The sequence below is a fragment of the Ramlibacter sp. genome, assembly GCF_028292805.1.
In the GTDB taxonomy this organism is placed as follows: domain Bacteria; phylum Pseudomonadota; class Gammaproteobacteria; order Burkholderiales; family Burkholderiaceae_C; genus Ramlibacter.
This window is the reverse complement of the sequence record NZ_JAQGLS010000251.1, coordinates 1-19,550: the sequence shown is the minus strand read 5'-3', so window position 1 is coordinate 19,550 and position 19,550 is coordinate 1. Positions and strand designations below refer to the sequence as shown.

The window sequence follows — 19,550 nt, the reverse complement described above, 5'->3', positions numbered from 1 at the left end:
TGGGCGCGCTGGCCGCCCCCGGTGGGGCTGCCAACGCCGCCGGGCGGCTGGGCGACACGTTCAAGGGGCTGTTCGGCAGGTGACCTCCTACAGGCTGCTCAGCCGCCCGCCGATTCCCGCGGGCGTTGCCTTGCCTAGCATGGGCCGTCCCTATCGAGCAACGGAACCGCCATGCACTTGTCCACCGTGGAGACAGTGCTCGACTACGAGGTGGTGACGCCCACCCACTTCTGCTTCAACATCGAAGCCGCGCACTGGCCGACCCAGAAGATCCTCGGCGAGCAGCTCGCCATTTCGTCGGGCGTGGAGCCGCGCAGCTGGATCGATCCACGCAGCGGCAACCGCTTCATCCGCTTGGACGCGGCGCCCGGGCCGCTGCAAGTGCGCTACAAGGCGGAAGTCGAGGTCCACACGGCGCCGGTCGACCCGGCGTCGCCGGAGTGGCCGGTGGCGCGGGTGCCCGACGACATCTTCAAGTACCTGCTGCCCACGCGTTACTGCGAATCGGACGTGATGTGCCAGACCGCCGGCCAGTTGTTCGGCGGCCATCCGCCCGGCATCGGCCGGGTGCAGGCAATCGTGGAGTGGATCCGCAAGGAGATCGCGTACCGGCCCGGCAGCACCTTCTCGACCACCACGGCGCACGAGGTGTACCGGCAGCGCGCCGGCGTGTGCCGCGACTTCGCCCACCTGGGCATCACCTTCTGCCGCGCGCTCAATATCCCGGCCCGGCTGGTGGTGGGCTACGTCTGGTTCGACGAGCCGCCGCAAGACTTCCACGCGGTGTTCGAAGCCTGGCTGGGCGGGCGCTGGGTGCTGTTCGACCCGACCGGCATGGCGCCGGTGGACCGGCTGGTGCGCATCGGCACCGGCCGCGATGCCAAGGACGTGGCCTTCGCCACGATGTTCGGCCAGGTGCGGATGGTGCGCAAGGACGTGCACGTGCTGGAGCACGATGCGCGGCCGCGGGGGGCAGCGGCGGTGCCGCAGGTGGCGCCGGTTTGATGTCCCGGGCCGGGCCCGGGATCCAGGGTTGCGCGCCGGCCGGAGTGGTTTGCCGGCCAAGCCGCAACGACTGAGGGGAAGGTCAGCTCGCGCGGAATTGCGACGGGCTCATCCCGGTGTGGTCGCGGAACACGCGGCTGAAGTGCGACGGATTGCCGAAGCCCCACGACAGCGCGATGTCGGTGATGGGGCGCGTATGCGGGCCGCCTTGCTGCAGGTCGCGCACGCAGGCCTGCAGCCGCAGCCGCTGGATGTAGGCGGCGATGGACTCGCCGTCGCCGGCGAAGGCGTTGTACAGGTGGCGCCGGCTGCAATTGAGCGCGCGGGCGATCGCATCCACCGACAGCGCCGGGTCACGCAGGTGCTGGCGCACGTAGCCGCGGATGCGGTCGCGCAAGGCTTCGCGCTGCGTCACCGCGGTTTCCTGGCCGGCCAGCTCTGTCAGCGACAGGTGCACCAGCTGCTTGATCAGCTCGCCCGCGCCTTGCGCCGCCGCCGCACTCATGTGCGGCAACTCCAGGTAGGTGTTGCGCATGGTCTCCAGTGCCACGCGTGAAATGCCGCTGGCCCCGAGCTGGCGCGCCATCCCGCCGTCGAAGCGCTGGCCGCGCTCGGCCAGGCCTTCCTTGGGCACCATCACGATCAGGTGGTCGACCCGCTCGGGGTTGGCGATCTCGTAGGCGCCAGTCGTGTCGTAGATCACCCAGGCGCCGTCGCGCGCGCAGGCTTGCCGGCCCTGTTGCTGCACCGTGGCGCTGCCTTGCCAGGGCGCCACGATCTTCAGGTAGGCGACCTCGCTGGTGCGCACCAGCGACTGCGTGCGCAGCACCCGGTGCCGGTCGGCCTCCAGCCGCGTCATGATGACGTCGCCAGCCCGCGTGGCCGCGATGTGGCCGTCGAAGTCGGGGTCGCCATAGAGGTCCGAGTGCAGGCCGCCGAAGTGCTTGTGAACCCACTCGCACCACTGCGGCGCCCGGTCGCGCGGGGCGACGACGTCGGTGCTCATCGAGGTGGACTCGGCCATGTCGGCTGATTATGGTTGTTGGCACTGCGCCTGTCGCGCACCCTCCTCGAGGGTTAACCCGGGGCCGCTTGCACGCGCAGGCAAGCGCTTTCTGCCCGCACAGCAAAGCGCCGGGCTTGGGCATTTCCTACGATCGGGCATCAGCCACCCCACAGAGGAGACATCCATGGCCCAACGCATTCCCGGCTCCAGCCGCCGCCAGTTCATCCAGGGCGCCGCCGCCGCGGTCGGCGCCATGTCCGTCGCCCCCGGCCTGATGGCGCAGGGCGCGCCGGTGCGGGTGGGCTACGCCATGTCGCGCACCGGCCCATGGACCGGCGGCGCCCAGGTCAGCCAGGAGCCGAACTACCTGCTGTGGGCCGAGCAGCAGAACGCTGGGGGCGGCATCGACGTCAAGGGCCAGCGCCGCAAGATCGAGCTGATCAGCTCGGACGATCGCAGCGACACCGAGACCGTGGTGCGCACCTACGAAAAGCTGATGGGCAGCGACAAGGTCGACCTGGTGCTGCCGCCCTGGGGCAGCAACGCCAACTTCGCCGTCGCGCCGCTGGCCAACCGCTTCGCTTATCCGTTCCTGGCGCCGACCGCCCTGTCGCGCCGGCTGGCGGAAATGAAGCTGCCGTACTTTTTCCTGCTGCTGCAGCAACCCAAGCCGATGTGCGATGCGCTGGTCGACATGTTCAAGGCCAACGGCGTCAAGAGCGTGGCCGTGATTTACGTCGACGACCTGTTCGGGCTGGAGAACTACGCGGCGCTGAAGGTGGCGCTGGCCGGCACCGGCATCGGCATCGTGCAGGACACCAGCTACCCGGCCGGCGTCAAGGATCTGTCGCCCACCTTGCGCTCGATCAAGGACAAGAACCCGGACGCCTTCATCGGCTTCACCTACCCGCCCGACACCATCCTGGCGTCCAAGCAGTCCAAGGAAGTGGGCTTCAACCCGAAGTACTTCTACGCCTCGGTCGGCACCGCCTTCCAGCTGTATCGCAACGTGATGACGCCGGCCGGCGCCGAAGGCGTGCTGGGCATGGGCTCGTGGAACGCCAAGAGCAACCCCGCGGCCAAGGCCTACTTCGACGCGCACACGAAGAAGTTCGCCGGCAAGGAGCCCGACCGCTGGGCCAGCGGCGCCTGCTGGGCCGGCCTGGAGATCCTGACCAGCGCCGTCAACAAGGTCGGTCTGGACCGCAAGCAGATCCGCGACTACGTGGCCAACACCACGCACAAGACCATCATGGGCGACATCAAGTTCGCCGGCAGCGAGAACGTCGGCACGCCGGGCACGGTGAGCCAGTGGCAGAACGGCGAGTTCGAGGTTGTGTGGCCGCGAAAGCTCGCCACCGCCCAGCTCAATCCGAACAAGCCGGCCTGGAGATAAGCAGGCGCGCCTTCCACCCTTCGCATGGTGTGCGGGCTTCGCCTGCGCACCATGCGGCCGCCGCGGTGCGCAAGCTGCGCTTGCACAGCTACGAATTCCATTCCTGCTTCCCACATGTCTCTCGGCGCCTGGACTGAACTCATCGCCTCCGGCCTCATCACCGGCGGCATCTACGCGCTGGTCGCCCTCGGGCTGAATCTGCAGTACGGCCTGATGCGCATCCTGAACATCGCCCACGGCGAGTTTCTGATGGTCGGTGCCTACCTCACCTGGATGGTCCAGACCTCGTTCGGCGTCTCGCCGCTGCTGATGGTGCCGGTGTCCTTGCTGGTGCTGATGGCGCTCGGCCTGGCGATCCACTGGCTGTGCTTCCGGCGCCTGGCCGCCACCTCGCCAAACCTCGACATCTTCGAGGCGCGCGGCCTGATGGTCGCCTTCGGCCTGATGTTCCTGGTGCAGAACCTGATCTCCTGGGCCTGGGGCGGCGAGCTGCGCGGCTACGACTACCTGACGCAGCCGGTGCACTTTGGCGGCGCCCAGTTCGCCGCCAACAAGCTGCTGGTGCTGGTGCTCGCGCTGCTCTTTGCCGGCGCGCTGATCGTGCTGCTGCGCCAGACCTTGCTGGGCAAGGGTGTGCGGGCGCTGATGCAGTCGCAGACCGGCGCCCAGCTGGTGGGCATCAACACCCGCGTGCTGCATCCGCTGATGTTCGGCATCGGCCTGGGCCTGTCCGGCGTGGCCGGCTGCCTGCTGTCGATGGCGTACACCATCTCGCCGGCCATGGGCGAGCCCTACACCGTCACCGCGCTGATCGTCATCACGCTCGGCGGCTTCGGCAGCATGAGCGGCGCGCTCGCCGGCGGCCTGCTGCTCGGCGTGGTCGAGGCGCTCGGCATGCACTTCACCAACCCGTCGCTGAAGGCCTTGCTGTCCTACGGCATCTTCATCGCCGTGCTGCTGCTGCGGCCGCGGGGCCTGTTCTCCAAATGAGCATCGCCGGACCGCTCCAGGATGCGACGGCCCCCTCGGGGGTGGCGCTGTACACGCAGTGACAAGCCCGGGGGTTCCATGACTTCACGACAACTGCTGGTGCGCGACCTGCTCGTGCTGCTCGCCTTCACCGGCTGGGCGCTTGCCTTGCCGTACTGGGGCAGCGAATTCATCGTCTCGCTGGGCCTGACCTGCCTGATGTACGTGGCCCTGTCTTCGAGCTGGGCGCTGTTTTGCGGCACCACGCGCTACCTGTCGCTGGCCACCTCGGCCTTCTTCGGCATCGGCGCCTACACCTGCGCGCTGGGGCTGGAGCGCTTCGGCTGGCTGCAGTCGGTGGCGCTGGGGGCGGGCCTGGCCGTCGTCGTCGCCGCGGTGATGGGCGCGGCGGTGCTGCACCTGCGCGGCACCTACTTCGCGGTGCTCACTTTCGGCATGACGGAGCTGATCCGCCACGCGATCACCTACTGGGAAAAGACGGTGACCGGGACCGTCGGCCGCGTGCTGACCGTGGTGCCGGATCGCGACACGATCTACGGCACCGTGCTCGGCCTGGCCGTGCTGGCGGTGGCCGTCTCCATCGTCGTGCGGCGCACTCGCTTTGGCCTGGCGCTGGCCGGCGTCGGCTCGGACGAGCAACGCGCGCAGACGCTGGGCGTGAACACCCGGTGGATCAAGCTGGCCGGCTTTGCCCTGACGGCAGCCTTCGCCGGCGCGGTGGGCGCGGCCATGTCGGTGCGCTGGACCTACATCGATCCGCACACCGTGTTCAACCCCTTCATCGGCTTTCAGACCGTGCTGATCGCTCTCATCGGCGGGGCGCTGACGCTGTGGGGACCGCTGATCGCCGCCATCGTCTTCAGCCTGCTGGCCGAGACGCTGCGGCTGCAGGCGCCGCAGGTCTACATGATGTCGCTGGGGCTGCTGCTGATCCTGTCGGTGCTGTACCTGCCGGGCGGCCTGGCGTCGGTGCGCTGGGATACCTTCAGCGGCTGGCGCGACGACGTCAAGGGCTGGTGGAAGGAACGCCGCCACGAGTTGAGTGGCGACAAGGCGCGGGCGAAAAAGCGCGCCAAGGAGGCCCGCCTTGTCTGAGGCCCCACTGCTGCAAGCTCGCGAAGTGACGGTGCGCTTTGGCGGCCTGGTCGCTGTCGACGCCGTCAGCGCCAGCCTGCGCGCCGGCGAGCTGGTCGGCATCATCGGCCCCAACGGGGCCGGCAAGACCACCTTTTTCAACGCGATCTCCGGCGTGGTGGCGCCGACCTCGGGCCGGTTGCTGGTGGCCGGCGACGACCTCACCGGCAAGGGGCCGCACAAGTTCGCAGCGCATGGCCTGGCGCGCACCTTCCAGACGCCGCGCGTGTTCGCCGACATGAGCGTGACCGAGAACATCGCCTTCGGCCTGAAGTTCGCCGGTCGCCGTCCCCGCAAGTACTGGCTGTGGGGCGAGGAGGCTTCGGTGCCGTGGCTGCTGCGCGATGCGCCGCGCATCCTGCAGCTGATCGGGCTTGAGCAGCAGGCGCCGCTGCGCGCCGGCGACATCACGCCGTCGCAGCAGCGGCTGCTGGAGATCGGCATGGCGCTGGCCACCCGGCCCAGGTTGCTGCTGCTGGACGAAGTGGCGGCCGGCCTGACCGAGTCCGAGATCGAGAACATGGCGCAGCTGATCCGCAAGCTGCGGCAAGACCTGAACCTGACCGTGGTGTGGATCGAGCATGCCGTGCGCACGCTGCTGCGCCACGTCGAGAGGGTGATCGTGCTGCACCAGGGGCGCATGATCGCCGACGGCACGCCGGCGCAGGTGACGCGCAACCCCCAGGTGATCGAGGCCTACCTGGGCGACGAGATGGTTCAAGAGGGCGAGGAGATCGCGTGATGCATTGGAGCGACCTTCCTTACGAGCATGGTGCGGCGGGCAAGCGGGCCCACCTGAAAGTGCAGGGCCTGAACGCCGGCTACGGCCCGTTCCTGGTGCTGCGCGACCTGGCCTTCGAAGTGAAGCCCGGCCTGACCGTGATCCTCGGTCCCAACGGCGCCGGCAAGACCACGTTGCTGCGCGCGCTCAACGGCTTGATCCCGCGCAGTGGCGAAGTGCTGCTCGATGGCGAGGACTTACCGGAAAAGACCCACGAGATCGTCCGCGGCGGCGTCGCGCTGGTGCCGGAAGGCCGGCAGCTTTTTCCGCAGATGACGGTGCTGGAAAACCTGGAGCTTGGTGGCTGGCTGGTGGCCAAGGCCGAGCGGCGGCATCGGATCGACCAGGTGATGAACGACTTTCCCAAGCTGCGCGAGCGCGCCAGACAGCTGGCCGGCACCATGAGCGGCGGCGAGCAGCAGATGGTGGCCGTGGCGCGCGCCATGATGGTCGCGCCGCGCCTGTTGATGCTGGACGAGCCCTCGCTCGGCCTGGCGCCGCGGATGGTCGGCGAACTGCTGGCGATCGCGCGCCGCATCGCCGACGCCGGCACCACCGTGCTGATGGTGGAGCAAAATGTGAAGAAGGCGCTGGCCGTGGCCGATCGCGGCTACGTGCTGGAGCGCGGCGCGCTGGTGGCCGGCGGCCCGGCCAAGCTGCTGGCGCGCTCCAGCGTGATCCGCGAGGCTTACCTCGGCGCGGGCGAGAGCAGCGCCAGCAAGCCGACCACGGCGCAGGCCGCCCGCGCCGCGCCACCTGAACCCATTTCCTAGTCTCTCCAGGAGCCAACCATGTCCGACCTGTCCATGTTGATCAACGGCCTGAAAGTCACGGCCGAAAAGGGCGCGACCTTCGAGCGCCGCAATCCCCTCGACGGCACCGTCGCCACCCGGGCGCCGGCCTGCTCGCCGGCCGACGCCATCATGGCGGTGGAAGCCGCCGCCGAAGCCTTCAAGACCTGGAGCGAGACCGGCCCCGGCGAGCGCCGCAACCTGCTGCTCAAGGCGGCCGAGAAGCTGGAGGCCAAGCTGCCGCAGTTCGTCGAGGCGGTCACCGCCGAAACCGGCGCCACCGGCATGTGGGCCGGCTTCAACGTGATGCTGGCGGCTGGCATGCTGCGCGAAGCGGCGTCGCTGACCACGCAGGTGGCCGGCGAGGTGATCCCCTCGGACGTGCCCGGCTCGCTCTCGATGGGCGTACGGCAGCCGGCCGGCGTGGTGCTGGGCATCGCGCCCTGGAACGCGCCCATCATCCTGGGCGTGCGCGCCATCGCCACGCCGCTGGCCTGCGGCAACACCGTGGTGCTGAAAGGCAGCGAGAACTGCCCGCGCACCCACCAGCTGATCGCCGAGGCTTTCGTCGATGCCGGTTTTCCGGCCGGCGTCGTCAACTACATCACCAACGCGCCGCACGAGGCCGGCATCGTGGTGGAGGCGGTGGTCTCGCATCCGGCCGTGCGCCGCGTCAACTTCACGGGCTCGACCCGCGTCGGCAAGCTGATCGCGCAGACTTGCGCCAAGTACCTCAAGCCGGCCGTGCTGGAACTGGGCGGCAAGGCGCCGCTGGTGATCCTGGACGACGCCGACATCGATGACGCGGTGAATGCGGCCGCGTTCGGCTGCTTCGCCAATAGCGGCCAGATCTGCATGAGCACCGAACGGATCATCGTCGACGAGAAGATCGCCGACGAGTTCGTGCGCAAGTTCGCCGCCAAGGCGAAGTCGCTGCCGGTGGGCGACCCGCGCAAGCCGGAGCCGGTGGTGCTGGGCAGCGTGATCGGCATGCCGACGGTGGAGCATTGCAACGCGCTGCTGGAAGACGCGCTGGCCAAGGGCGCCAAGCTGGTCTGCGGCGGCAAGTCGGAAAACACGCTGATGGCCGCCACGCTGCTGGACCACGTGACGCCGGCGATGCGGATCTACCACGAGGAAAGCTTCGGCCCGGTCAAGCCGATCGTGCGGGTGCGCGGAGTGGAAGAGGCGATAGTCTGCGCCAATGACAACGAGTACGGCCTGTCGGCTGCCGTGTTCGGCCGTGACATCGCGCGCGCCTTCAACGTGGCACGCAAGATCGACTCGGGCATTTGCCACGTCAATGCGCCGACCGTGCACGACGAAGCGCAGATGCCGTTCGGCGGCGTCAAAGGGTCGGGCATGGGCCGGTTCGGCGGCCGGGCCGGCATCGCCGAGTTCACCGAGCTGCGCTGGATCACGATCCAGACGACGCCGCGGCACTATCCGTTCTGAGGTTGGAGGAGTAGGGATGGTGCGCAGCGGAGCTGCACACCCTACCGGTTCGTGGGTCGTCGTAGGGTGTGCGGCTTGCCGCGCACCATCCCTAGAATCAAGGCGCAGTCAGCGTTTCCATGGAAGTGAGCCACAGCATCGCGTGCTGCCGGCTGCTCCCGCACATCTCTGCCGCGGCCTGCAGCCCGCCGCAAAACGCCGGCCGCTCCGGCTTTCCGAACACCCGGCACCGGTTCTCCTCGTCCAGCTGAACGCACCGCACGCCGGCCGGCTTGCCCTGCGGCATGCCCGGAATCGGCGAGGTGATGGAGGGGGCGATGCAGCAGGCGCCGCAGCCGGGTCGGCAGTTCATCGCCCGATTGTCCATGGCGGGCGCGAAACCACCCCGCCCGGTAAAATCTTGCCCTTTCCCCCAGGGCACTCGCCCCCCGCGCAGGACGGCGCCATGCTCATGCTCTACCCAGAAGAATTCGACGTCATCGTGGTCGGTGGCGGCCATGCCGGCACCGAAGCGGCCCTCGCATCCGCGCGCATGGGCTGCAAGACGCTGCTGCTCACGCACAACATCGAAACCCTCGGGCAGATGAGCTGCAACCCGTCCATCGGCGGAATCGGCAAAGGCCACCTGGTCAAGGAAGTGGACGCGCTCGGCGGCGCGATGGCGATCGCCACGGATGAGGCGGGGATTCAGTTCCGTATCCTCAACTCGAGCAAAGGTCCGGCGGTGCGCGCCACCCGGGCCCAGGCCGATCGCATCCTCTACAAGGCGGCGATTCGGCAGCGGCTGGAAAACCAGCCCAACCTGACGCTGTTCCAGCAGGCCGTGGACGACCTGATGGTGGAGGGCGACCGCGTGGTCGGCGCCGTCACCCAGGTTGGGGTTCGTTTCCGCGCGCGCGGTGGTGCTGACCGCAGGCACTTTCCTGGACGGCAAGATCCACGTCGGGCTGAGCAACTACGCCGCCGGCCGGGCCGGCGATCCGCCGGCGGTGTCGCTGTCGGCCCGGCTGAAGGAGCTGAAGCTGCCGCAAGGGCGATTGAAGACCGGCACCCCGCCGCGCATCGATGGCCGCAGCATCGACTTTTCCAAGTGCCAGGAGCAGGCCGGCGACCCCGGACCGGTGCCGGTGTTCAGCTTCATGGGGCGGGTCGACATGCATCCGCGCCAGGTGCCGTGCTGGATCACGCACACCAACGAGCGCACCCACGACATCATCCGCTCCGGTTTCGACCGCAGCCCGTTGTTCACCGGCAAGATCGAAGGCGTGGGCCCACGCTACTGCCCGAGCGTGGAAGACAAGATCAACCGCTTTGCCGACAAGGCCAGCCACCAGATTTTTTTGGAGCCGGAAGGGCTGACCACCAACGAGTTCTACCCCAACGGCATTTCAACCAGCTTGCCGTTCGACATCCAGCTGGGCCTGGTGCGGACGCTGCCGGGGCTGGAGCACGCCCACATCCTGCGGCCTGGCTACGCCATCGAGTACGACTACTTCGATCCCCGTGGCCTCAAGAGCAGCTTCGAGACCCGTGCCATTCAGGGCCTGTTCTTCGCCGGGCAGATCAACGGCACCACCGGCTACGAAGAGGCTGCCGCCCAGGGCTTGTTCGCCGGCGTCAATGCCGCGCTGCAATGCCGGGGCGAAGCAGCCTGGCTGCCGGGCCGTGACCAAGCCTACCTGGGCGTGCTGGTTGACGATCTCGTCACCAAGGGCGTGACCGAGCCGTACCGAATGTTCACCAGCCGGGCCGAGTTCCGGCTGCAGCTGCGCGAAGACAATGCCGATCTGCGGTTGACGGAAGAGGGCAGGCGGCTAGGGCTGGTGGAGGACCGGCGCTGGGATGCGTTCAGCCGCAAGCGCGATGCTGTTTCACGTGAAACACAACGCCTGAAGTCGACCTGGATCAATCCTCGGATCGTATCGGCCCAGGAAGCCGAGCGGGTGCTTGGCACCAATATCGCCCATGAATACAGCCTCGGCGAATTGCTGCGACGACCCGGCGTGACTTACGAAACCCTGCTCGGCCTGGAAGGCAGGCGCTACGCCAGCCCCGATGTTTCACGTGAAACACTGGGCGAGCTGTATGCGCCGGTGGTCGAGCAACTCGAGATCGGCGCCAAGTACTCCGGCTACATCGACCGGCAAAAGGACGAGATCGGGCGTGCCGCCCATTATGAAAACCTGAAGCTGCCGGCCGAGTTCGACTACATGCAAGTGCCCGCGCTGAGCATCGAGGTGCGGCAGAAGCTGAACAAGCATCGGCCGGAAACGCTAGGTCTGGCGTCGCGAATTTCCGGCGTGACGCCGGCCGCCATCTCGCTGCTGCTGGTGCATTTGAAGAAAAGCAGAGTCGAAGGCTTCGCGGGGGCGGTCAGCGCCGCAGGGCAGGCCGCGGCATGAGCTCCCTGAATGAGGAGCTGCGCGCCGGCGCGGCCACGCTGGGGTTGGGGCTGAGCCCGGCGCAAGTGGATGCCTTGCTGGCCTACCTCGACTTGCTGGGCAAATGGAACAAGGTCTACAACCTGACATCGGTGCGCGATCCGCGCGAGATGCTGGTGCAGCACCTGCTGGACAGTCTGGCCATGATTCCGCCGCTGCGCCGCCACACGGCCGGTCGGGCACTCAGGCTGTTGGACGTCGGCTCCGGCGGCGGGCTGCCCGGTGTCGTCATTGCGATCTGCTGCCCCGATCTGGCGGTGGACTGTGTGGATGCGGTTGGCAAGAAGGCTGCGTTCATCCAGCAGGTGGCGGCCCAGTTGGCCTTGGCCCAGCTGCGCGGCATGCATGCCAGAGTGGAAAACCTGCAAGGATCGTACGACCTCATCTGCTCCCGGGCTTTCGCTTCCCTGCAGGATTTCGTGTCCTGGTCGGGCGCGGCCCTGGCGGAGCAGGGCGTCTGGCTGGCGATGAAAGGCAAGCACCCGGGGCAGGAGCTGGCCGAACTGCCGCCCACGGCACAAGTGTTCCACGTGGAACAGTTGGTTGTGCCCGGCCTGGATGCCGAGCGCTGCCTGGTCTGGATGCGGCGCGCGCCGAGCCGGCAAAGCGCCGCGGGCGCGACTGGCGCCGGAAGTTAAACTCAGCCTTTCCCGGAGGCTTCCCATGCTTGGCGTTGCAGACTACGGCGCATTCGTCGCCGCGATCCTGATCTTCCTGTTGATCCCGGGGCCCGGCAATCTGGCGCTGATCACCTCCACCGGCAAGGGCGGAATTGCCGGCGGCTTGGCGGCCACCTTCGGCGTGATCGCCGGCGACCAGGTGCTCATGTGGGCGGCGGTGGCCGGGGTCGCGGCCTTGCTGGCAACCTCTCCACGCGTCTTCGAAGCCGTGCAGTGGCTGGGCGCCGCCTACCTGGCTTGGCTGGGCTTGCGCATGCTGCTGGCCAAACCGGGCGACGCGCCGGTGCTCCACATCGAGCCGCGCCACTACTTCAGGCAGGCTGGCCTGATCACCTTGCTGAACCCCAAGGCCATCGTCTTCTACATGGCCTTCTTCCCGCTGTTCGTCGACCCGGCCCGGCACCAGGGCCTGCTCACCTTCGGGCTGATGGCCGCGACCATCGCCGTGCTGACCTTTCTGTACGGCTTGACGGTCGTGCTGTTGGCCCACTTCTTGGCGGAGCGCATGCGCGCCAACCCGCTCATTGCCCGCGTGCTGGAGAAGGTCGCCGGCCTCTGCCTGCTAGGCTTTGGCGTCAAGCTCGCCGTCTCCAGGTAACCCATGGCCAAGATTTTCTGTGTAGCGAACCAAAAGGGCGGCGTCGGCAAGACCACCACCACCGTCAATCTGGCGGCCGGCCTGGCCAAGGTGGGGCAGCGGGTGCTGATGGTGGACCTGGATCCGCAAGGCAACGCCACCATGGGGTCGGGCGTCGACAAGCGCCAGCTCGAGTTGACGGTGTACGACGTGTTGCTCGAATCCGCTTCGGTGGTGGAGGCGAGGGTGCGCAGCGAGCGACTGGTGGAAGCCGGCTGCAGCTACGATGTGCTGGGAGCCAACCGCGAGCTGGCCGGCGCCGAGGTGGAGCTGGTGGACGTGGAGCGGCGCGAAAAGCGCCTGAAGACAGCGTTGGCCGATGTGGCCGACGAGTACGACTTCGTGTTGATCGACTGCCCGCCCTCGCTGTCCATGCTTACGCTCAACGGCCTGTGCGCCGCCCACGGCGTGATCGTGCCAATGCAGTGCGAGTATTTCGCGCTGGAAGGCTTGTCGGACCTGGTCAACACCATCAAGCAGGTGCACGCCAACCTGAACAAGGACCTGGAAATCATCGGCTTGTTGCGGGTGATGTTCGATCCGCGCATCACGCTGCAGCAGAACGTGAGCGACCAGCTCAAGGCCCACTTTGGCGACAAGGTGTTCAACACCGTGATCCCGCGCAACGTGCGGCTGGCCGAGGCGCCCAGCTACGGACTGCCGGGCGTGGCCTTCGATCCGGCGGCCCGCGGCAGTCAGGCCTTTGTCGCGTTCGCGAAAGAGATGGTCGATCGCATCGAGAGCATGAAATGACCAGACACCCGGTGTCCGTCTTGTTTCACCGCGATCACAACGCTGGCAGATGAAGCCGCAGAACGTGCTGTTGCTGCCCGGCTGGGAGAACAGCGGGCCCAAGCACTGGCAAAGCCTGTGGGAGCAGCGCCATGGCTACGTACGGGTCGAGCAGCACGACTGGCGCAAGCCCTTGCGCGGCGATTGGGTGGCGCGGCTGGAGGATGTGATCCTCTCGCGCAGCGAGCCGGTGGTGCTGGTGGCGCACAGCCTGGGCTGCATCCTCACGGCCGCCTGGGCCGCGCATTCGCGCAACACGCACCGGGTGAAGGCGGCGCTGCTGGTCGCGCCCGGCGACGTCGAGCGGCCGGAAATCCGCGAGCAGATTCCCAGCTGGTCGCCGATCCAGCTGCGGGCCTTGCCATTTCCCAGTGTGCTGCTCGGCAGCCACAACGATCCGTATTGCGCCTTCGAGCGCGCCCGCCTGTTCGCCCACGCCTGGAACGCCCAGTTCATGGACTACGGCGACTGCGGCCACATCAACGCCGATTCCGGCCTGGCCAGCTGGCCTGAAGGCCATGTCCTGCTGCAGGACCTCATGAAAGATTGATCGCGATGGTCACCAAAAAACCCAAGGGCCTGGGCCGCGGCCTGGAAGCCTTGCTCGGGCCCAAGTTCGACGAGAACGCCGCTGCCGGCGAAGTGCCCGGTGCCCATCCTGGTCAGCCGGCGTCGCTGTTCCTGGGCGACATGGTGCCGGGCGCATACCAGCCGCGCACCCGGATGGACGAGGGCGCCCTGTACGAGCTGGCCGAGTCGATCAAGGCCCAGGGCATCATGCAGCCGATCCTGGTGCGGCGCCTGTCCGACGGGCCGAACCAGGGCAAGTACGAAATCATCGCCGGCGAGCGCCGCTACCGCGCGGCCAAGCTGGCCGGCCTGGACAGCGTGCCGGTGCTGGTGCGCGACGTGCCGAACGAAGCCGCCGCGGCGATGGCGCTGATCGAGAACATCCAGCGCGAAGACCTGAACCCGCTGGAGGAAGCGCAGGGCCTGCAGCGCCTGATCAAGGACTTCGGGCTGACGCATGAACAGGCGGCGCAAGCCGTCGGCCGCTCGCGCAGCGCCGCCTCCAACCTGCTGCGCCTGCTGAACCTGGCCGACCCGGTGCAGAGCATGCTGATGGCCGGCGACCTGGACATGGGCCACGCGCGGGCGCTGCTGTCGCTGGAGCGGGCGGCGCAGATCACGGCGGCCAACCAGATCGCGCAGAAGAAGCTGTCGGTGCGCGAGGCGGAAGGCCTGGTCAAGAAGATCGGCGCCGAGTTCAGCCTGACCTCGCCCAACAAGCCGAAGCAGGAAAAGTCGCGCGACCTGAAGCGGATCGAGGAGGAGCTGTCGGACCTACTGACGGCGCAGGTGGAGGTGCGGATCAAGAAGCGGGTCAAGCGCCACGGCCGGATGGAGGAGCTCGGCGAGGTGGCGATCCACTTCGGGTCGCTGGACGAACTGAACGGGCTGATCGACAGACTGCGGGGGGGCTAAACCGCGCAGAGCCAGCGCTCACTGCGGTGCTGTCGCAGGCGCAGTCTCAGAGCGCGAAGATCTTGCCCGGGTTCATGATGTTCTTGGGGTCCAGCGCCCGCTTGATGGTGCGCATCATGTCGACCGCGCCGGCGCCGGCCTCGTCGACCAGGAAGCCCATCTTGTGCAGGCCCACGCCGTGCTCGCCGGTGCAGGTGCCTTCCAGCGCCAGCGCCCGGCTCACCAGCTTGTGGTTCAGGTCTTCGGCGACCTCGCGCTCCTTCGGATCGTTCGGGTCCAGCAGGTAGCCGAAGTGGAAGTTGCCGTCGCCGACGTGGCCGACCAGGAAGTAGGGGATGCCGCTGGCATCGGCCTCGGCCACGGAGTCCAGCAGGCAGTCGGCCAGCCGCGAGATCGGCACGCAGGTGTCGGTGGAAATCACCTTGCAGCCGGGGCGCGACTGCACCGCGGCGAAGTAGGAGTTGTGGCGAGCGGTCCACAGCCGGGTGCGCTCTTCCGGCGTTGCTGCCCATTCGAAGGCGTTGCCGCCGAACTCGGAGGCGATCTCCTGCACCGTCTCGGCCTGCTCCTTGACGCCGGCCGGCGAGCCGTGGAATTCCATCAGCAACATGGGCTCCTGGCGCAGCCCCAGCTTGCTGTGGGCGTTGACCATGCGCACCGTATTGCTGTCGATCAGTTCGACCCGCGCGATCGGCACGCCCAGCTGGATCACCTGGATGGTGGTGCGCACGGCGGCCTCGATGCTGGGGAACGAGCAGATGGCGGCCGAAATCGCCTCGGGGATCGGGTACAGCTTGAGCGTCACCTCGGTGATCACGCCCAGCGTGCCTTCGCTGCCGACGAACAGGCGCGTCAGGTCATAGCCGGCCGCCGACTTCCTGGCGCGGGTGCCGGTGCGGATCACCTGGCCGCTGGCCGTGACCACTTCCAGCGCCAGCACGTTCTCGCGCATGGTGCCGTAGCGCACGGCGTTGGTGCCGGAGGCGCGGGTGGCGCTCATGCCGCCCAGCGAAGCATCGGCGCCCGGGTCGATCGGGAAGAACAGGCCAGTGCTGCGGATCTCCTCGTTCAGCTGCTTGCGCGTGACGCCGGGCTGGACCGTGACGGTCAGGTCTTCCGCGTTGATGGACAGCAGCTTGTTCATGCGGCTGACGTCGATGCTGATGCCGCCCTGCACGGCCAGCAAATGGCCTTCCAGCGACGAGCCGACGCCGAACGGGATCACCGGCACGTCGTGCATGGACGCCAGGCGCACGGCTTCGGCGACATCGGCGGTGGACTCGGCGAATACCACGGCGGCGGGCGGCGGCACCTCGAACGACGACTCGTCGCGCCCGTGCTGCTCGCGCACCGCCATGGCGGTGGAACAGCGGTCGCCAAAGCGCGCCTTCAGTCCCTCGACGAGGGTGGTGGGGACGTCGCGTTGCCTGACTTGCGGAACCAGGTGCGACAGGGCGGTGGGTGCGTTCATGCGGGTCTCCGGGGAGCACCCAGTGTAGTGCGGCCCCGCCCGGCAGTCTGCAGCACAAGCGCTATTGCGCGCCGGCCTGGTATTCGGCCAGCGACAGGACGCCGTCCTTGTTGGCGTCCATGTCCTCGAAGCTACGCGGCAGGAGGGCCAGCCGCTGGGCCTCGGCCCGCGTGAGCTGGCCATCGGCGTTGCTGTCCGCCTGGCTGAACGATTGCTGCACCTGGGCCGCCGTCCAGCGGCCGGCCGCCGGAGCCGGTGGCGGGACGGTCGCGGCGGTGCCGGCCGGCGGCATCAGCGAGGCTGCCGGATCGGCGGATCGTTGCGCCGGCACCTGCGCCTGGCTGACGGCTGCACCCGCCAGCGTCAGGCCCAGCAGCAGCCCGCGCAGCGCGTCAGCGCCGGCCATCGCCGTATTCGGCGCGCGTGACGACGCCGTCGAAGTCGCGGTCCATCTCCTCGAAGGCGATGCCCAGGCGGGACGCTTCGTTGCGGGTCAGCTCGCCGTCGTGGTTGCTGTCGGCGTTGATGAAGGCGCGGGCGACTTCCACCGGGTTGCCCCCGGAGCCCATCGGCACCGGTTGCAACGACCCCCGGGCCGGCAGGCCGGCGGCGCCGGCCCCCGACAGGCCGGTGTCGCCGCCGTCGCCATCGGCGCCGGCCGGGCCACCGGCCACGGTGTTGGGCGCAGTTCCGCGCGTGATGGCGGCGGCATGGCCGGCGGCGACCGGGTCGCCCGAGACGGCGGCGCCGCTGCCGGCAGTCAGGCCGGCCGGGTTCGGCGGGCGCAGGCCGGCGGGATTTGGGGCTGCCTGCGCGGCGCGGGCGTTGGCCGAGGGGGCGGTGGTGGTGGCGGGGCGCACCGAGCGCTGCTGCGCGTGGACAGCGGCGGTGGCGACCAAGGCCACCACGCAAGCGGCGGTCAGGCGGGAAAGAGGCGACATGGCGGGGCTCCTGCAAGTTGGCGCCGGCGGGTGGGCGGCCTTGGACCATCGTCATCCGGCGCGGCTGTGATGCCAGCCGATGTCGGTGTGATTCGGTGTAGGAACAGGAGCAGCCGGGCTGCGGGTCGGTAACGCTGAGGCTGGTCCGCTGGCGCACAATCCCCGGCAACAAAGGAGACACCATGGGACAACGGCTGACCCAGATCGCCACCCGCACCGGCGACGACGGCACCACCGGGCTGGGCGACAACACGCGGGTGCCCAAGGACCACCTGCGGGTGCACGCCATGGGTGACGTGGACGAACTCAATTCCCACATCGGCCTGCTGCTGTGCGAGCCGGTGCCGGCGGACTGCCGCGCCGTGCTGGTGGAGATCCAGCACCAGCTGTTCAACCTCGGCGGTGAGTTGTCGATTCCCGGCTATGAATTGCTCAAGGCCGAGGCGGTGGCCGCGCTGGACGAGGCATTGGCCAGCTGCAACGCCCAACTGCCGAGGCTGCAGGAGTTCATCCTGCCGGCCGGCAACCGGGCGGCCGCGCAAGCCCATGTGTGCCGCACCGTGGCCCGCCGCGCCGAGCGGGCGCTGGTCGCGCTGGGCGCCGCCGAGTCGCTGCGCGATGCGCCGCGGCAGTACCTGAACCGGCTGTCCGACCTGATGTTCGTGCTGGCGCGCGTGTTCAACCGCATGGATGGCGGGGATGACGTGTACTGGAAAAGCGAGCGGCTGGCGCGGTCGCAGTGACAGCGTGGTGTGCAGCGCTGCTGCGCACCAGCCCGGTCACTTCGGCGTCAGCACCGCCATCGTCAGCCGCGACACGCAGGTCAGCTCCCCCGCGTCGTTGTGCAGGTCGATCTGCCAGACCTGCGTGCTGCGCCCGACGTGCACCGGCCGTGCCGTGCCGGTCACCCAGCCCGACGATGCCCCGCGCAGGTGGTTGGCGTTGATGTCCAGGCCGACTGCGCGAAAGCCCGGCGGGCAGCAGTACACCGCGCCGCAAGAGCCGAGCGTTTCCGCCAGCACCACGCTGACGCCGCCGTGGATCACCCCATAGGGCTGGCGGGTGCGGGCATCCACCGGGATGCGGCCGCGGATGAAGTCGTCGCCCACCTCCAGGAATTCCATTCCCAGATATTCCGGCGCCGTGCCCCGGTGCAAGGCCGTCAGCGCCTGCACCGTGATCTCCTGCTTCCAGATTCTTGCCATGGTCACACCGGCTTGCGCGGTTCGGGCACTTCCACCATCGGCGCATCGGCGACGCTGACGCCGGTCGAGCGGTCCCGGTTCAGCAGCGCATACAGCAGGATGGCGCCGAAGGTGGCAGTCCCGATTCCGCCGAGTGCGAAGCCGCCGAAGTTGAGCGTGTAGTCGCCGGTGCCCAGCACCAGCGTGATGGCGGCGACGATCAGGTTCTTGTTTTGCGAGAAGTCGACCCGGTTGTCGACCCAGATCTTGGCGCCGGCCACGGCGATCAGGCCGAACACCACGATGCTGACGCCGCCCATCACCGGCAGCGGGATCGCCTGGATCACGGCGCCGAATTTCGGCGAGAAGCCGAGCACCACCGCGATCATCGCGGCCACCAGGAAGATGGCGGTGGAATAGATCTTGGTGGCGGCCATCACGCCGATGTTCTCGGCATAGGTGGTCACGCCGGTGCCGCCGGCGGCGCCGCTGACGATCGTCGCCACGCCGTCGCCGATGAAGGCGCGGCCCATGTACTGGTCCAGGTTGCGCCCGGTCATGGCCGTCACGGCCTTGATGTGGCCCAGGTTCTCCGCCACCAGGATGATGGCCACCGGCGCGATCAGCAGCATCGCCGAGCCGCTGAAGACCGGCGCGGTGAAGGCGGGGGCGCCGAACCAGGCGGCGCTGGCGATGCTGGAGAAGTCCAGCGGCTTGCCCAGCCCCAGGCCGTTGGCCAGCACCGCGTAGATGATGCTGGCGACGATCAGGCCGATCAGGATCAGCAGCCGCTGCACCATGCCGCGCGTGAGCACCGCCACCAGCCCGACGCTGACGAAGGTGACCAGCTGCATCCACTTGTCGAAGTCGGTCGGCGCCATGTTCTTGATCGGGATGCCGGCCAGATTGAGGCCGATCACGGCCACGACCGCGCCGGTCACCACTGGCGGCATGAAGCGTTCGATCCAGCCGGTGCCGACCGCATGCACGACGGCCCCGATGATCGCGTAGACGACGCCGCAAGCGATGATGCCGCCGAGCGCCACGCCGATGTTGCCGTTGGCGCCTTTGCCCGCGTACGCCGTGGCGGCGATCACCACGCCGATGAAGGCGAAGCTGGAACCCAGGTAGCTGGGCACCTTGCCGCCGGTGACCAGGAAGAAGATCAGCGTGCCGATACCGCTCATGAGGAAGGCGATGTTGGGGTCGAACCCCATCAGGATCGGCGCCAGCACTGTGGCCCCGAACATCGCGATCACGTGCTGCACGCCCATGGCCGCGGTCTGCGGCCAGGGCAGGCGCTCGTCGGGCGCGACGACGCCGCCGTCGGACCCGGCGCGGACCTCGCGCCATTGGAAAAG

At 68.4% G+C, this 19,550-nt stretch carries 20 protein-coding genes and 1 pseudogene; 14 read left to right on the top strand and 7 right to left on the bottom strand.

All coding sequences use genetic code 11. From position 1 onward, the window contains the following. The first annotated feature begins 171 nt into the window (after positions 1–171). Complete coding sequence (locus JWP65_RS15785; protein ID WP_299765399.1) at positions 172–1,005, top strand: transglutaminase family protein; 834 nt, start codon at positions 172–174, stop codon at positions 1,003–1,005. A gap of 82 nt (positions 1,006–1,087) precedes the next feature. Here JWP65_RS15785 and JWP65_RS15780 read toward each other — a convergent pair whose 3' ends face one another. Then, positions 1,088–2,029: a helix-turn-helix domain-containing protein gene (locus JWP65_RS15780; protein ID WP_299765398.1), complete on the bottom strand. Its 942-nt coding sequence runs from the start codon at positions 2,027–2,029 to the stop codon at positions 1,088–1,090. A gap of 166 nt (positions 2,030–2,195) precedes the next feature. On the opposite strand from JWP65_RS15780, the gene JWP65_RS15775 reads away from it, so the two are divergent. From JWP65_RS15775 to JWP65_RS15750, 6 genes are all read left to right on the top strand, one after another. Next, entirely contained in the window at positions 2,196–3,407 is a 1,212-nt protein-coding gene (locus tag JWP65_RS15775) for an amino acid ABC transporter substrate-binding protein (protein WP_299765396.1), read from the top strand. Positions 3,408–3,521: 114 nt separating this feature from the next. Next, positions 3,522–4,397, top strand: a complete 876-nt coding sequence (locus JWP65_RS15770; protein WP_299765394.1) for a branched-chain amino acid ABC transporter permease — start codon at positions 3,522–3,524, stop codon at positions 4,395–4,397. Between the two features lie 78 nt (positions 4,398–4,475). Beyond that, positions 4,476–5,492 carry a branched-chain amino acid ABC transporter permease gene (locus tag JWP65_RS15765; RefSeq protein WP_299765392.1) on the top strand — a complete coding sequence of 339 codons (1,017 nt, stop codon included), beginning with the start codon at positions 4,476–4,478 and terminating at the stop codon, positions 5,490–5,492. Next, the gene (locus JWP65_RS15760) at positions 5,485–6,273 is read left to right on the top strand and encodes an ABC transporter ATP-binding protein (RefSeq protein ID WP_299765390.1); all 789 of its coding nucleotides are present in this window, start codon (positions 5,485–5,487) and stop codon (positions 6,271–6,273) included. Before JWP65_RS15765 ends, JWP65_RS15760 begins: the two co-directional genes overlap by 8 nt. Further along, complete coding sequence (locus tag JWP65_RS15755; RefSeq protein WP_299765388.1) at positions 6,273–7,085, top strand: ABC transporter ATP-binding protein; 813 nt, start codon at positions 6,273–6,275, stop codon at positions 7,083–7,085. Before JWP65_RS15760 ends, JWP65_RS15755 begins: the two co-directional genes overlap by 1 nt. A gap of 18 nt (positions 7,086–7,103) precedes the next feature. Further along, the gene (locus tag JWP65_RS15750) at positions 7,104–8,558 is read left to right on the top strand and encodes an aldehyde dehydrogenase (protein ID WP_299765386.1); all 1,455 of its coding nucleotides are present in this window, start codon (positions 7,104–7,106) and stop codon (positions 8,556–8,558) included. Positions 8,559–8,655: 97 nt separating this feature from the next. Here the strand turns inward: JWP65_RS15750 and JWP65_RS15745 are convergent, their stop codons facing one another. Next, a complete protein-coding gene (locus JWP65_RS15745; protein ID WP_299765400.1) occupies positions 8,656–8,910 on the bottom strand; it encodes a YkgJ family cysteine cluster protein in 255 nt (84 codons plus the stop codon). A 99-nt stretch (positions 8,911–9,009) separates the two neighbouring features. Between JWP65_RS15745 and mnmG the strand changes: the two are divergent. The 6 genes and pseudogenes from mnmG to JWP65_RS15715 all read left to right on the top strand — a co-directional run bounded on the left by mnmG (position 9,010) and on the right by JWP65_RS15715 (position 14,593). Continuing rightward, positions 9,010–10,960 (top strand): annotated as a pseudogene (mnmG, locus tag JWP65_RS15740) (tRNA uridine-5-carboxymethylaminomethyl(34) synthesis enzyme MnmG). After that, on the top strand, positions 10,957–11,637 hold the full coding sequence (rsmG, locus tag JWP65_RS15735) for a 16S rRNA (guanine(527)-N(7))-methyltransferase RsmG (RefSeq protein WP_299765384.1): 681 nt from the start codon (positions 10,957–10,959) through the stop codon (positions 11,635–11,637). The pseudogene mnmG and the gene rsmG overlap by 4 nt, the downstream one beginning before the upstream one ends. A 25-nt stretch (positions 11,638–11,662) precedes the next feature. Further along, on the top strand, positions 11,663–12,277 hold the full coding sequence (locus tag JWP65_RS15730; RefSeq protein WP_299765382.1) for a LysE family transporter: 615 nt from the start codon (positions 11,663–11,665) through the stop codon (positions 12,275–12,277). A 3-nt stretch (positions 12,278–12,280) separates the two neighbouring features. Beyond that, positions 12,281–13,069: a ParA family protein gene (locus JWP65_RS15725; protein ID WP_299765380.1), complete on the top strand. Its 789-nt coding sequence runs from the start codon at positions 12,281–12,283 to the stop codon at positions 13,067–13,069. A gap of 49 nt (positions 13,070–13,118) precedes the next feature. Continuing rightward, the gene (locus JWP65_RS15720; protein WP_299765378.1) at positions 13,119–13,658 is read left to right on the top strand and encodes an alpha/beta fold hydrolase; all 540 of its coding nucleotides are present in this window, start codon (positions 13,119–13,121) and stop codon (positions 13,656–13,658) included. A gap of 5 nt (positions 13,659–13,663) precedes the next feature. Further along, complete coding sequence (locus JWP65_RS15715) at positions 13,664–14,593, top strand: ParB/RepB/Spo0J family partition protein (protein ID WP_299765375.1); 930 nt, start codon at positions 13,664–13,666, stop codon at positions 14,591–14,593. A gap of 46 nt (positions 14,594–14,639) precedes the next feature. Here the strand turns inward: JWP65_RS15715 and JWP65_RS15710 are convergent, their stop codons facing one another. From JWP65_RS15710 to JWP65_RS15700, 3 genes are all read right to left on the bottom strand, one after another. Then, positions 14,640–16,064, bottom strand: coding sequence for an FAD-linked oxidase C-terminal domain-containing protein (locus JWP65_RS15710; protein ID WP_299765373.1), 1,425 nt, complete (start codon positions 16,062–16,064; stop codon positions 14,640–14,642). Positions 16,065–16,125: 61 nt separating this feature from the next. Further along, positions 16,126–16,470 carry a hypothetical protein gene (locus tag JWP65_RS15705; RefSeq protein WP_299765371.1) on the bottom strand — a complete coding sequence of 115 codons (345 nt, stop codon included), beginning with the start codon at positions 16,468–16,470 and terminating at the stop codon, positions 16,126–16,128. After that, entirely contained in the window at positions 16,457–17,005 is a 549-nt protein-coding gene (locus JWP65_RS15700; RefSeq protein ID WP_299765369.1) for an EF-hand domain-containing protein, read from the bottom strand. Before JWP65_RS15700 ends, JWP65_RS15705 begins: the two co-directional genes overlap by 14 nt. A gap of 182 nt (positions 17,006–17,187) precedes the next feature. On the opposite strand from JWP65_RS15700, the gene JWP65_RS15695 reads away from it, so the two are divergent. After that, complete coding sequence (locus JWP65_RS15695; RefSeq protein ID WP_299765367.1) at positions 17,188–17,748, top strand: cob(I)yrinic acid a,c-diamide adenosyltransferase; 561 nt, start codon at positions 17,188–17,190, stop codon at positions 17,746–17,748. Positions 17,749–17,784: 36 nt separating this feature from the next. On the opposite strand, the gene JWP65_RS15690 is transcribed toward JWP65_RS15695, so the two are convergent. Both JWP65_RS15690 and JWP65_RS15685 read right to left on the bottom strand, forming a co-directional pair. Then, positions 17,785–18,210: a hotdog fold thioesterase gene (locus tag JWP65_RS15690; protein WP_299765365.1), complete on the bottom strand. Its 426-nt coding sequence runs from the start codon at positions 18,208–18,210 to the stop codon at positions 17,785–17,787. 2 nt (positions 18,211–18,212) lie between these two features. Beyond that, on the bottom strand, positions 18,213–19,550 hold a 1,338-nt coding region (locus JWP65_RS15685; protein WP_299765363.1), incomplete at its 5' end, for a solute carrier family 23 protein.

Excerpts from the sequence above, each read along its gene's own strand:
- JWP65_RS15785 (WP_299765399.1), top strand. The coding sequence starts at position 172 with ATGCACTTGTCCACCGTGGAGACAGTGCTCGACTACGAGGTGGTGACG.
- JWP65_RS15780 (WP_299765398.1), bottom strand. The coding sequence starts at position 2,029 with ATGGCCGAGTCCACCTCGATGAGCACCGACGTCGTCGCCCCGCGCGAC.
- JWP65_RS15775 (WP_299765396.1), top strand. The coding sequence starts at position 2,196 with ATGGCCCAACGCATTCCCGGCTCCAGCCGCCGCCAGTTCATCCAGGGC.
- JWP65_RS15770 (WP_299765394.1), top strand. The coding sequence starts at position 3,522 with ATGTCTCTCGGCGCCTGGACTGAACTCATCGCCTCCGGCCTCATCACC.
- JWP65_RS15765 (WP_299765392.1), top strand. The coding sequence starts at position 4,476 with ATGACTTCACGACAACTGCTGGTGCGCGACCTGCTCGTGCTGCTCGCC.
- JWP65_RS15755 (WP_299765388.1), top strand. The coding sequence starts at position 6,273 with ATGCATTGGAGCGACCTTCCTTACGAGCATGGTGCGGCGGGCAAGCGG.
- JWP65_RS15750 (WP_299765386.1), top strand. The coding sequence starts at position 7,104 with ATGTCCGACCTGTCCATGTTGATCAACGGCCTGAAAGTCACGGCCGAA.
- JWP65_RS15745 (WP_299765400.1), bottom strand. The coding sequence starts at position 8,910 with ATGAACTGCCGACCCGGCTGCGGCGCCTGCTGCATCGCCCCCTCCATC.
- rsmG (WP_299765384.1), top strand. The coding sequence starts at position 10,957 with ATGAGCTCCCTGAATGAGGAGCTGCGCGCCGGCGCGGCCACGCTGGGG.
- JWP65_RS15730 (WP_299765382.1), top strand. The coding sequence starts at position 11,663 with ATGCTTGGCGTTGCAGACTACGGCGCATTCGTCGCCGCGATCCTGATC.
- JWP65_RS15725 (WP_299765380.1), top strand. The coding sequence starts at position 12,281 with ATGGCCAAGATTTTCTGTGTAGCGAACCAAAAGGGCGGCGTCGGCAAG.
- JWP65_RS15720 (WP_299765378.1), top strand. The coding sequence starts at position 13,119 with ATGAAGCCGCAGAACGTGCTGTTGCTGCCCGGCTGGGAGAACAGCGGG.
- JWP65_RS15715 (WP_299765375.1), top strand. The coding sequence starts at position 13,664 with ATGGTCACCAAAAAACCCAAGGGCCTGGGCCGCGGCCTGGAAGCCTTG.
- JWP65_RS15710 (WP_299765373.1), bottom strand. The coding sequence starts at position 16,064 with ATGAACGCACCCACCGCCCTGTCGCACCTGGTTCCGCAAGTCAGGCAA.
- JWP65_RS15705 (WP_299765371.1), bottom strand. The coding sequence starts at position 16,470 with ATGGCCGGCGCTGACGCGCTGCGCGGGCTGCTGCTGGGCCTGACGCTG.
- JWP65_RS15700 (WP_299765369.1), bottom strand. The coding sequence starts at position 17,005 with ATGTCGCCTCTTTCCCGCCTGACCGCCGCTTGCGTGGTGGCCTTGGTC.
- JWP65_RS15695 (WP_299765367.1), top strand. The coding sequence starts at position 17,188 with ATGGGACAACGGCTGACCCAGATCGCCACCCGCACCGGCGACGACGGC.
- JWP65_RS15690 (WP_299765365.1), bottom strand. The coding sequence starts at position 18,210 with ATGGCAAGAATCTGGAAGCAGGAGATCACGGTGCAGGCGCTGACGGCC.